The following is an 11073-nucleotide window of genomic DNA, read 5'->3' on the forward strand; positions in this document are numbered from 1 at the left end:
CTCAAGGCCAGAGTTTTTCGACGCCTGAGATTCAAAGAACAAGAGGAGATTGGTCATGAGCCGCCAGGAACCAGCCCCAAGCGCGCCCGCGCGCAACCCGATTCACTGGGTCCCCAGCCTGTACTTTGTGCAGGGCATGCAGTTCTTTGTCGTCATGCTGATTGCCGGCCTGATGTTCAAGAACATGGGCGTCGAGAACGATCAAATCGCCCGTTGGACCGGCTTGCTCGGTCTGGCTTGGGCCATCAAGCCGCTGTGGAGCCCCTTCTTGGAGTTGGCACGCAGCAAGAAGATGATCGTGGTGGCCATGCAGTTCACCGGTGCGGTGGGGCTTGCGCTTTTGGCCTTGGCCTTGCAGCTGCCCATGTGGTTTGCGGCCGCCATTGGCGTGCTGTTCGTGCTCGCCTATGCCTCGGCCACCCATGACATCGCCTGCGACGGGCTGTACATGGCCTCCTTGGACGCCAAGCAGCAGGCCGCGTACGCCGGCTGGCAGGGCGCGTTTTTCAACGCCTCCAAGTTCTTGACCCTGGGCGGCTTGCTGGTTCTGGCGGGCCATCTGGAAAAGCAATTCGGCGTCTTCAACGCCTGGTCCATCATCTTTGTGCTCTTGGCTGTGTTGCTGGCCTTGCTGGCCAGTTACAACGCCTGGGCCTTGCCGGGCACGCTCAATACCAAGCATGCCGATATCAGCGCCGCCGGCGTGGCCAAGACGCTGCGCGAGGTGATTGGTGACTTCCTGCAAAAGCCGGGCATCTGGATGGCCATCCTGTTCATCGTGCTGTTCCGCTTCGCCGAAGGCCAGGTGCAGACCATCGGCCCCTTGTTCCTGATTGAAGCGCGCGAGAAGGGTGGCCTGGGCCTGACCACCGAGCAGGTGGGCGGCGTCTATGGCACCGTCGGCACGGCGGCCTTCTTGGTGGGCAGCATTTTGGGCGGCTACTTCACCTCCTGGCTGAGCCTGCGCCGCGCCATGCCGATTCTGATTTTGATGATGGGCGTGCCGAATGTGACCTTCTACTACCTGAGCCATGCCTTGCCGCAGGACATGTTCCATATCAGCGCCGCGATCGCTGTGGAGATGTTTGGTTATGGCTTTGGCTTCGTCGGCATGATTCTCTACATCATGCAGGCGGTGGCGCCGGGCAAGTTCCAAACGGCGCATTACGCCTTGGGTTCGGGTGTGATGCAGCTGGGCTTCATCTTCTCCAAGACCATCAGCGGCGACATCCAGGTGGCCATGGGTTACCAGCACTTCTTCCTGTGGACCATTGTTTGCGGCATTCCTGCTTTGGTGCTGATGTTCTTCGTCAAGTTCCCCAAGCCGGAGCCGGCCGCGGAAAGCAAGCCTGACAACGCGGCAGCCGCCGCAACCTCCTGATCGTCCCCAACTTCAATTTCCTATGTTGCAGATCAACATCTTCAGCAAGGCGGCCCTCGCGGCCGCCTTTTTTTGCTTTCAGACCTTGGCCCAGGCTGCGCAAGCCAAGCCGGCACAGGTGTTCTTTGATGACTTCAATTACGCGGATGTGCCGGCCTTGACGGCCAAGGGCTGGACGCCGCGCAGCAAGGCCGGCCACCCCGGTGTGGACGGTGCTCAGTGGAGCGCCGAGCAGATCAGCCTGCATGAGGATCCGAACTTGAAGGGCAACCGCGTGCTGCGCTTGAACGCCAGTACCGATGGCAGTGGCGAAGGCACCCGCCAAGCGCAGCTCTGCCATGCCCGCAAGTATTTGGAGGGGACTTATGCCGCGCGCATTCGTTTCACCGATGCGCCGGTGGCTGGCATCGACGGCGACCCCGTGATCCAGACTTTTTATGCGGTGACGCCGCTGAAGCACGACTTTGACCCCGAGTTCAGCGAGATGGACTGGGAGTACCTGCCCAATGGCGGCTGGGGCAGTGATAAGACCCGTCTCTACGGTATCGCCTGGCAAACGGTGCAACTCAAGCCTTGGCAGGCGCATAACCAAACGCACGAGGAATTCGGCAGCCTGAATGGTTGGCATGAATTGATGATGCAGGTGGCCAAGGGCCAGGTGAAGTTCTACCTGGATGGCCGCCACATCGCCACGCATGGCGGCCGCAACTATCCGGTGACTACCATGTCGATCAATTTCAATCTGTGGTTCTCGCCGGGCGGCTTGTTGCCGAAGACCGAGCAAGCGCGGCGTTACGAACAGGATGTCGATTGGGTGTTTCACGCGCGCAATCAGGTCTTGAGCCCCAAGCAGGTCAAGGCCGAAGTCCAGCGCTTGCGCGCCAAGGGCGTTGCCCATATGGACACGGTGCCCGCTGCCGAACCGGCTTTGGCCAGTCTGTGTGACTTCTGATCGCGCAGCTGAGATTTCGAGATGAGCGCCAATCAACGATTTGCTTCTGTCGATGCCTTGCGCGGGCTCAGTGTGGCCGCCATGCTGCTGGTCAACAACCCGGGTGACTGGGGGCATGTGTATGCACCGCTGCAGCATGCGGCTTGGCATGGCTGCACCCCGACGGACCTGATCTTTCCCTTCTTTCTCTTCATCGTTGGCGTGTCCCTCGCCTTGGCCTTAGGTCCGCGAATTGATGCGAATGCGCCGCGCGCGCCAATGGCCAAGACCGTTTGGGTTCGGGCCTTGCGCATCATTGCCCTGGGGCTGGTCTTGCATGCCCTGTCCTGGTGGTTGATGAACAAGCCGGAGTTTCGAATTCCCGGCGTATTGCAACGAATCGGTCTTTGCTTTGCCTTCACCGGCTTGGTGGCCCTCTACCTAAAGCCACGGGTGCAGATGGTGCTCTTGGTCCTGCTGCTTGCGGCTTATGCTGCCTTGTTGGCCTGGGGCGGCAGTTTGGATAAGGTGGGCAATCTGGCTTCGCGTTGGGACGCCGCACTGCTGGGGCGCTTTGCTTATGAGTGGGTCGCAGCGACCGGGATCGGCCATGACCCCGAGGGCTTGGTCAGCACGCTGGGCGCTTTGGCTACAACGCTGTTGGGCTTGCAAGCCGGACATTTCTTGCGTCGCGGCCAGTTGCAAAATCTATTGATCTTGGGTCTGTTCGCCGCCGGCGCAGGTCTCTTGTGGGCTGAATTCCAGCCACTGAACAAGCAGTTGTGGACCTCGTCTTTCGTGCTCTGGACCGGGGGACTGGCGGCCTTGACCTTGGCCTTGGCGCATCAGTTGATTGATAAATCAGGGTGGCCAGCCTTGGGGCGCAGCTTTGGTGTCAATGCCATTGCCGCTTATGCAGGGGCTTGGATGTGTACCGTGCTGTTGGAAGGCTTCGGCCTGATGCGGCCACTGTACGCGGCTGGCTTTGCTTGGCTTTCGCCCTTGGTGGGACCCTTTGGCCAGTCGCTGGCTTTTGCCCTGGCCTTTGTGGCGGTGTGGGCGGTGATTGTTGACCAACTGGATCGGCGACGAATCTACATCAAGGTCTGAACCGCCGGGGGGCAGGCGGCACAGTTCATTGACTCTTCTCTCGGCTGTCGCTCGCCTGTTCCGCTTTCACCGTGACTGGCCCCAGATCTCGTGCGATGCGCAGCCCGAAGAAGACGTAGGCAGCATCCGGCGTGTCGGCATTCCGGTGGGTCGGGCGGAGGAATCTGGGGTTGTCGAAGTAGGAGCCCCCTCTGAGCACTCGTTTGTCTTGGCTTCCCATGGGTTGGCGGGCTTGTCCCGTCGGGCTGGCGCCCTGATAGTTGTCGTGCATGACATCTTCGACCCATTCCCAGACGTTGCCCTGCATATCGTGCAAGCCGAAGGCGTTGGGAATCTTTTGTCCGACCAGGTGCAACTCTCCGCCGCTATTGCCATTGAACCAGGCAAAGTGACCCAAGGTCGTGTTGGCTTCTTCGGCGTCCAATGCCTTGTGCCCTGCACGGGCGGCATACTCCCACTCCGCTTCGGTCGGCAGGCGATAGTTCAAGCCCGTTCGGCTGTTGAGTCGCTGCAAGAATTCCTGAGCCCTGTTCCAACTGATGCGGTCTACCGGGCAAAACCTGCCACAGGATTTGTTCGCGCTGGGGTTGTCGCCCATCACGGCCAACCACTCCGCCTGCGTGACCTCATACTTGCCCAGCAAAAAGCTTGCTATCTTGACCGTGTGAATCGGTTGCTCCGAACTGCCCACCGTGCTGCCCATTTTGAAGCTGCCCGCCGGCACCTGCACCATGCGCGGGCAAACATCGCAGTCCTTGATCCCTTGCCAGGGTCGCGAACGTTGGGCTTCAAGCAGTTGCTCGGTCGCGCTTACGACCAAGCCTTGGCTGCCAGAGACGACCTCAAAGCTCGTGTTGGCAACATGCGAGTCAGGCAAGACATGCTCATGCCCGGGGCGTTCACCAAGTTTGTGTTTGGTGCGGGACAAGATCGGCTGCTCCGAATAGCGCTTCACCATCAAACATGCGCTGAACAACTCGGCTCGCGCTTCTGCATTGAGGTCTTCTTCAACCGCTTCGCGACGAAACCCTGGAATCGTGTAGCAATACTGGCTGCCCCTCTCAGCGGACGCAGAGCACTTTGTTTGACTGGGCATGCTGATGGCATGGCTGGTAATCACCATTTTTGGTGGTATTTCAAGCAAGCTTGAATTCCTGCAACTCTCGAGGTCTTGTCGAATGGCGCGAGATTCTGAAGACTCAGAAGAAGTCGGAGCAATGACGCTGTTACATGCTGACAGTAGCGCTGCCATCAGCACGGCCAAAACGGTATATGAAATTCGCCCGCCATACTTCATGCTTTGCCTCGAACGTAGTAGAGTGACCTAGCAAATCGCCAGTTGCCCGGCAATAAACCAACTCCAGCATCATAGGCGCTGACGGGTTAATCAGGATGCGTACTCCCACTTCAGGGGGGGGAATGGAGTTACCGATTGGATAACAGGCGAGTTATTGAGTATTGGGTTTACGGCTATCCGGCTGCCTTTGCGAGCTGACATGTATGTTGCGTGGGAACCGAGGGTTGAGCCGATGAGGCCGCACTGTTTTTGAATGGAAAAGAGTGCGAGTAATTTTTTAGATTGGATTGGAAGTATTTCAATGAGAGTCAAGCGTATTGCAATCATTGGCGGCGGAACCGCGGGATGGCTGGCAGCCAACCACCTCGCCGTCGAGCTTCGCGCCGAGCAAGATGTCACGATTACGGTGATTGAATCCCCCGAGATTGGCATTATTGGGGTCGGCGAGGGGACGGTGCCACATATTCGCAAGTCTCTGATGAAATTTGGTATTTCTGAGGCCGATATGCTGGCGGCCTGTGATTCGACCTTCAAGGTGGGAATCAAATTCGTCAATTGGATGGCACCGCATGAATCCGGTGAACCTCATTCCTACTATCATCCCTTTGCATCGCCATTTCCTGCTGGACTGGATACCACGCCACTCTATTTGGAACGCTCCCAAGAAATGGAGTTCTCGGTAGTGACCGAAGTCCCAGTCTTGGCCGATAGGATGAAGTGCCCAAAGCAGGTATCTTCCGCGCCGTATGAAGGCCCGTTGAATTACGCCTATCACTTCAATGCCGTGAAATTCGGTCAATTGCTGGCCAAGAATGCGACGGAGCATCTGAGGGTGCAGCACAAGCGCGCAACGATTGTCGATGCCGGCTTGAATGAGCAAGGGGAAGTTGAGTACTTGCAGACTCAAGAGGGTGAGCGTCTGAGTTATGACTTCTATGTCGACTGCTCGGGATTTCACTCCTTGCTGCTGGGCAAGTTGTATGAAGTCCCATTTGTTGATAAATCGAAACAAATCCTGAGCGATACGGCATTGGCCGTGCAGATCGAGACCGAACCCGGCAGCGAGATTCCGCCGTACACCTTGGCCAAAGCTCACCAAGCGGGTTGGCTCTGGGACATTCCTCTGACCAATCGGCGCGGTGTTGGCTTCGTTTACTCAAGCGCACACATGACGCAAGATCAGGCCTTGCAGGGCTTGGCGGAGCATATCGGGCGGCCAGCTGAGCAATTGAGCCCCCGAAAAATTCCGATGAAGATTGGCTATCGGGAAAAGTTCTGGTGCAAGAACGTGGTGGCTTTGGGCCTTGCGCAGGGGTTTGTCGAGCCTTTGGAGGCGACATCCATCTTCGTGACCGATTTGTCGGCAGAGTTGTTTGCTCGCAATTTTTCTTTGGAAAAAGAAGGCATGGCGGCTGCCGCGGCGTATTGCAACCGGGTAGTTTCTTACACCTGGGAACGGGTCATGGACTTCGTGCAATTGCATTACTGCATTTCCGATCGTCGCGATTCTGAGTTTTGGCGTTTGAGTACCGAGGCGCCCATCCTGTCTGATGTTTTGTCCGAGCGTTTGGCGATGTGGAAAGCCAGTGCGCCCAAGAAGCTGGATTTCTTTAGTCGCTTTGATTTGTTCGATGTCGATAATTTCTTGTTTGTTTTGTACGGTATGAAATACAAGACGATGAAGAAGTGCATGACGGCGACTGAATTGCAGGTATTCACTCAAGAGATTCAGAAAGTTCGTCATCTAGAAAACAAGCTTTCAGCGGAATTACTCGGGCATCGGGAATGGCTCAGTGGTTTTTTGGCCGCCTATCAACAGCAGCGCAGGTCGTGAGTCCATGCTTGAATAAATACTAAAGAGCCATTTATGAATAAAAAAATAGCAATTCGTATGCCACCTGATATTCAGTCAGTTCAACTGGGTGGGCATCAGGTGGTTTTCATCGATGATTTTCTGGAAGAGCCTGAATTGATGCTGGAGGCTGCGGTCCGGAGTGAATTTTCACCGTGCCCGGGTTTTGACCAGAAGAAGGGCTATCCCGGTATTCGCTCAACCGCGCCCGCCGAGTATTCCAATGCCTTGGTTGAACTGCTTGATCCTTTGATCAAAGCGAACTTTGACGTTCCAGACTCGTTTGAGTTGCGTAAAAGCGCCTGCGAGTTTTCTTTGACGACCGTTCCGCCCGGTGGTTTGGGATTGATGCAAAGGACGCCGCATTTCGACTCAAGCTCGCCGCACCACATGGCAGTTTTGCTATATTTGTGTGGGCAAGAGCATGGTGGCACGGGGTTTTATCGTCATGTGTCCACGGGTATTCAGAGAATTACCCCAGAGAACTATCAGCACTACTCTGACGTTTACTGTGAGGAACTTGAGCTTGAGGAACCCAGTCCTCGGTACTTTGATCGCTCCGACCAGCGCTTCACGTTTTTGGGCATGATGCCGGCGCGCTTTAATCGTCTGGTCGTGTATCCGGGGAGTTTGCTGCACAGTGCGTGCATCAACCCCGGTATTGGTATCTGCGACGACCCACGCAAGGGTCGCTTGACCGTCAACACCTTCTTTGACTTCTGATCCTCAGAAGTTGAGGGATAAAAAAAGCCCGGCTAGTGCCGGGCTTTTTGATTCTACAGGCCTTGGCCTGATCAGAACTTGGCGCTCAGGCCCAGACGGTAAGTGGTCTCACCCTTGAAGTACCAAGTGGGGAAGCCATCCTTGAGCGAAGCGCGAACGCTGCTGGAAGCACCTGCTGCACCGTACTGGATGTCATCCTGCTTGAGCAGGTTGGCGGCATCCAAGGACAAACGGAACTGCTTGTTGATGTTCCAGCCCAGGCTCAGATCCAAGCTGCCGAATGCGTCGTGCATACGGTTGCCGTACCAGCCGCTCTCACGCACCATGTACTTGGAGCGCCAGTTGTAGGCCAAACGAGCCGAGTAGTTGGTGTCTTCGTAGTAGCCCACCAGGTTGGCATTGTGCTTGGAAGCCAATGTGAACAGGTTCAGCTGGTCTTGGTAAGAGCTAGCTGGCGCGGTTGCATCGGAGTAGGTGTAGTTCACTGCAGTACCGAAACCATTGCCGAAAGCATGGTTGGCTTGCAACTCCAGGCCCTTGATCTTGCCGCCACCGGCGTTCACAAAGCGATTGACGGTCCAGCTGTCCTTGCCGGTGTCCGGGCTAGGCACGCCAACGCTCTGGTTCAGCGCGGTCTGGGTGGTGATGAAGTTGTCGATGCTCTTGTAGAACACCGCAGCCGACACCAGGTTGCCACGGCCGTAGTAGTACTCGATGCCCAGGTCGAACTGAGTCGACTTCTGTGGCTTCAGTGCTGGCGTACCGTAGTTGAAGGTGTCATTGCTTGCGTTCTGGTCATCAAAGCCCACGACTGCAGCATTGAACATGTTCGCGAAGTTCGGGCGGGTGATGGCCTGAGCAGCAGCGAAGCGGACGATGGTGTCCTTTTGCATGTTGTAGGCCACGTTCAAGCTAGGCAGCCAGTCGTTGTAAGTGGACGACTGACTGGTCTTGCTCTTGCCCCAGCCATTGTTCTGGGCAGCGTCGTTGGCCCAGTTGCCGGACCACTTGGTGCCGTCAAACACATAGCCGGTCGAGGTAGCCTTGGTACGGATATAGCGCAGGCCGACATTACCGACGACCTTGCCCGATTCGAAGTCCAGCATGCCGTAGAGGGCCTGGTTCTTCTCATTCAATTCGCCGAAGGCGGAACGGTCTTCAACCCAGCCGGTCACGTTGGCGCGAGCAGCAGACAGCATGGCGCCGATGTTTGGCTTCGGCACGGACCAGCCGCCGATCACCTCGGTCGAACCGTCATACAAGGAACCCGTGCTCACTTGCGTAACGGTTGTCGGGCGCAAGCCACGCTCACCGGTCTTGGTGAAGGTGTGCTCGGTCAGGCGAACACCGGTCTTGAAGGCCGTGAAGACGCTGTTGTTGATGTCAAAGGTGGCGTCGGTCTGGAAGAAGTTTTCCTTGTCCTTGTTCGGGCCGCGTCCATTGGCCCACAGCTCTGGACCGGATTGGTCCGGCAGATTGCTGACACCAATGTTCTGGTTAGCCGATGGGGAGATGACGGGCTTCTTGCCGGTCAGGTCGATGGTACCGGCCCAGTAGGGGATCTTGCCCGGAGCGACGGTGTGCGGTTTGTCTGGAACACGCCCACCTGTGGTGGAGAAGTCGGGGGCGAATTGGCCGTAAGCAAAGTTGGCCGTTTGGTTGGTGCCGCCTTCGGCCTTGGTCGTGCCGGCAACTGCGGTCACCTTGAAGCCGTCGCCCTTGAAGCTGCCGTCCAGCACCAGGCTGTCCGAGCTCATCGAAGCGGAACGGGCCCAGTTCTGCACAAAGATGTTGTGCTTGTTGAAATCACCGGCTGGGCGTGTGCTCAGGACGCACAGGCCGTTGACGGGGTTGGTCTTCTTGCAGTCGGCAGCGTCGTTACCGGTGAAGATGTAGTGGCTGGTGTTCGAGTTGTCTGCATCGACATTGAGGTGCAGATAGTTCAAGCCCAGTTCCAGGCCGGCGACCGGACGTGCCTGCAGGGTCACGTTCAGAGCCTTGCGTTCACGGTCTTGCACAAAGGTCGTGGGCGAAACGTCGCCCGACCAGCGCATGTCAGACTCAACACCGCGGCGGATGTAGTTCGTCTTTTCAATGCCGCCAGCCACCAAAACGCCGAAGGTCTTGGATTGGTCGCGCCAGCTGTAAAGGCCGGAAGCTTCCTTGGATGTGTCGCTGATGGTGCCCTTGCCCATCTTGGCGCTGAAGAACGCGGTGCCGGCTGCTTGATCCAGCGGCTTGCGGGTCTTGACGATCACGGTGCCGCCGATGCCGCCTTCGGTCAGGTCGGCTTGCGAGGACTTGTAGACCTCCATGCCGCCGATCAATTCGGAAGGCAGCAGCGAGTAGTTGAAGGAGCGGTCGATGTCCTTCTGGTCATACCAGCCGGTCGACGCAACCGTCTGACCGTTCAAGGTGGTGTAGGTCATTTGCGGGTCAGTGCCGCGAATCGAAACCGATGCGCCAACGCCAAAGTCGCGGCCGACGGTCACGCCAGGAATACGGCCCAGCGATTGACCCACGTCAGTATCAGGCAGCTTGCCGATGTCTTCAGCCGAGATGGCGTCCACGACTGCCGTGGCGTTCTTCTTGATGTTGGCCGCGGATTGCAGCGAAGCGCGAATACCAGTTACGACCACTTGCTCCAATTGAGCAGTGTCTTGCTTGGTTTCAGCTTGCTGGGCTTGCGCTGCCAGCGAGACGCTCAGCAGCGTCAGGGCGACGGCTGCTGCGATAGGGCTCTGTTTGACCTTCATTTCTTTTCCTCGATTTGGCCAAGATTTACGGACTCGGCCTGTTAGCACGTGGAACCAAAACCCGACCAATTGATGGACCACTTGGAGGGTGCCTGGTGCCGCCAATGACGTATCAATGCAACCAATGCCATGCCACTATACGATCCACTAGTGCCACTTTGCTACCACTTTTCTTTGCGTGTTTTCCCTTGTTGTAGTTGTGCCGCCACCATCGATTTTTGACTTGCCAAGTTGTTTTGTTTCGGCTTGGTTACGTGCTGGCGGCCGATGGCTTCCATTGGTGGGCGCCTCGAGATCACTTCGGTTTGGGTTGGTTGGTTCATGGAATTGGGTGGCTGGTTACAGGCGATTTCTGGCGGCGATGCTTTGTGTCCTGGCTTTGGCTAAGGTTTTCCCGGAGTCCCTTGCTGGGCCTGGCGGTCGGCGGGTGCTTCTGCTTTCCTGGGGTGTTTGCGCGCGCTTAGTTGCGGCTCGAGTGGTCTTTTTGGCTGAATCTGAAAAAATTGCTTTGGACTCGGAAAATGCTGTGCTATAGTTGCGGGCTTGCCTCGGAGGGGTGGCCGAGTGGTTAAAGGCAGCAGACTGTAAATCTGCCCGCTAACGCGTACGCTGGTTCGAATCCAGCCTCCTCCACCAAGGCAAACAGCATGCGATCTTGTTCGTAGCGGCAGGGTCCAGGCCATGCTCCCGGGCGGGAGTAGTTCAATGGTAGAACCTTAGCCTTCCAAGCTAATGACGCGGGTTCGATTCCCGTCTCCCGCTCCAGAGGCTTGGAAGTTGTGTCGTCGTTGTCGGCACTGGTTTGCTGATGCTTGTCATCAAACCTGTGTCGATGCCCATGTGGCTCAGTGGTAGAGCACTCCCTTGGTAAGGGAGAGGTCACGCGTTCGATCCGCGTCATGGGCACCACCAATTTCCTTCTCTTCTGATCTGTTCGCCTCCAGGAGCGCAAGATGGCAAAAGGCAAGTTCGAACGTACCAAGCCGCACGTGAACGTGGGCACGATTGGTCACGTTGACCACG

General features: G+C 57.0%; 8 protein-coding genes, 3 tRNA genes and 1 pseudogene. 9 read left to right on the forward strand and 3 right to left on the reverse strand.

The window, feature by feature from the left end; genetic code table 11:
- Nucleotides 1–55: 55 nt before the first annotated feature.
- Genes ACOVRJ_RS02720 through ACOVRJ_RS02730 form a run of 3 tightly spaced genes read left to right on the forward strand, consistent with a single transcriptional unit; the run spans nucleotide 56 to nucleotide 3422 of the window.
- Entirely contained in the window at nucleotides 56–1381 is a 1326-nt protein-coding gene (locus tag ACOVRJ_RS02720) for an MFS transporter (RefSeq protein WP_422042368.1), read from the forward strand.
- Nucleotides 1382–1403: 22 nt separating this feature from the next.
- Nucleotides 1404–2333 carry a glycoside hydrolase family 16 protein gene (locus tag ACOVRJ_RS02725; protein WP_422042369.1) on the forward strand — a complete coding sequence of 310 codons (930 nt, stop codon included), beginning with the start codon at nucleotides 1404–1406 and terminating at the stop codon, nucleotides 2331–2333.
- 21 nt (nucleotides 2334–2354) lie between these two features.
- Nucleotides 2355–3422 carry an acyltransferase family protein gene (locus tag ACOVRJ_RS02730; RefSeq protein ID WP_422042370.1) on the forward strand — a complete coding sequence of 356 codons (1068 nt, stop codon included), beginning with the start codon at nucleotides 2355–2357 and terminating at the stop codon, nucleotides 3420–3422.
- A 25-nt stretch (nucleotides 3423–3447) separates the two neighbouring features.
- On the opposite strand, the gene ACOVRJ_RS02735 is transcribed toward ACOVRJ_RS02730, so the two are convergent.
- Nucleotides 3448–4518, reverse strand: a complete 1071-nt coding sequence (locus tag ACOVRJ_RS02735; protein WP_422042371.1) for a formylglycine-generating enzyme family protein — start codon at nucleotides 4516–4518, stop codon at nucleotides 3448–3450.
- 502 nt (nucleotides 4519–5020) lie between these two features.
- Here ACOVRJ_RS02735 and ACOVRJ_RS02740 point away from each other — a divergent pair.
- Both ACOVRJ_RS02740 and ACOVRJ_RS02745 read left to right on the forward strand, forming a co-directional pair.
- Nucleotides 5021–6553, forward strand: a complete 1533-nt coding sequence (locus ACOVRJ_RS02740; protein WP_422042372.1) for a tryptophan halogenase family protein — start codon at nucleotides 5021–5023, stop codon at nucleotides 6551–6553.
- A gap of 33 nt (nucleotides 6554–6586) precedes the next feature.
- Nucleotides 6587–7294, forward strand: a complete 708-nt coding sequence (locus ACOVRJ_RS02745; RefSeq protein ID WP_422042373.1) for a DUF6445 family protein — start codon at nucleotides 6587–6589, stop codon at nucleotides 7292–7294.
- Between the two features lie 71 nt (nucleotides 7295–7365).
- Here ACOVRJ_RS02745 and ACOVRJ_RS02750 read toward each other — a convergent pair whose 3' ends face one another.
- Nucleotides 7366–10050 (reverse strand): TonB-dependent receptor, encoded by a 2685-nt coding sequence (locus tag ACOVRJ_RS02750; RefSeq protein ID WP_422042374.1) that lies wholly within the window; start codon nucleotides 10048–10050, stop codon nucleotides 7366–7368.
- A 161-nt stretch (nucleotides 10051–10211) separates the two neighbouring features.
- Nucleotides 10212–10373 carry a hypothetical protein gene (locus tag ACOVRJ_RS02755; protein ID WP_422042375.1) on the reverse strand — a complete coding sequence of 54 codons (162 nt, stop codon included), beginning with the start codon at nucleotides 10371–10373 and terminating at the stop codon, nucleotides 10212–10214.
- Between the two features lie 227 nt (nucleotides 10374–10600).
- Here ACOVRJ_RS02755 and ACOVRJ_RS02760 point away from each other — a divergent pair.
- The 4 genes and pseudogenes from ACOVRJ_RS02760 to ACOVRJ_RS02775 all read left to right on the forward strand — a co-directional run.
- Nucleotides 10601–10686: transfer RNA gene (locus ACOVRJ_RS02760), tRNA-Tyr, on the forward strand.
- Nucleotides 10687–10741: 55 nt separating this feature from the next.
- Nucleotides 10742–10815: transfer RNA gene (locus tag ACOVRJ_RS02765), tRNA-Gly, on the forward strand.
- 69 nt (nucleotides 10816–10884) lie between these two features.
- Nucleotides 10885–10959 (forward strand) — tRNA-Thr (locus tag ACOVRJ_RS02770).
- A gap of 44 nt (nucleotides 10960–11003) precedes the next feature.
- A pseudogene (locus ACOVRJ_RS02775) lies at nucleotides 11004–11073 on the forward strand (elongation factor Tu); the annotation flags it as partial.

Source organism: Roseateles sp. (assembly GCF_049240545.1).
Lineage (GTDB): Bacteria > Pseudomonadota > Gammaproteobacteria > Burkholderiales > Burkholderiaceae_C > Paucibacter_A.

Coding starts and splice junctions, on each gene's coding strand:
- ACOVRJ_RS02720 (WP_422042368.1), top strand. CDS start 56: ATGAGCCGCCAGGAACCAGCCCCAAGCGCGCCCGCGCGCAACCCGATT.
- ACOVRJ_RS02725 (WP_422042369.1), top strand. CDS start 1,404: ATGTTGCAGATCAACATCTTCAGCAAGGCGGCCCTCGCGGCCGCCTTT.
- ACOVRJ_RS02730 (WP_422042370.1), top strand. CDS start 2,355: ATGAGCGCCAATCAACGATTTGCTTCTGTCGATGCCTTGCGCGGGCTC.
- ACOVRJ_RS02735 (WP_422042371.1), bottom strand. CDS start 4,518: ATGCCCAGTCAAACAAAGTGCTCTGCGTCCGCTGAGAGGGGCAGCCAG.
- ACOVRJ_RS02740 (WP_422042372.1), top strand. CDS start 5,021: ATGAGAGTCAAGCGTATTGCAATCATTGGCGGCGGAACCGCGGGATGG.
- ACOVRJ_RS02745 (WP_422042373.1), top strand. CDS start 6,587: ATGAATAAAAAAATAGCAATTCGTATGCCACCTGATATTCAGTCAGTT.
- ACOVRJ_RS02750 (WP_422042374.1), bottom strand. CDS start 10,050: ATGAAGGTCAAACAGAGCCCTATCGCAGCAGCCGTCGCCCTGACGCTG.
- ACOVRJ_RS02755 (WP_422042375.1), bottom strand. CDS start 10,373: ATGAACCAACCAACCCAAACCGAAGTGATCTCGAGGCGCCCACCAATG.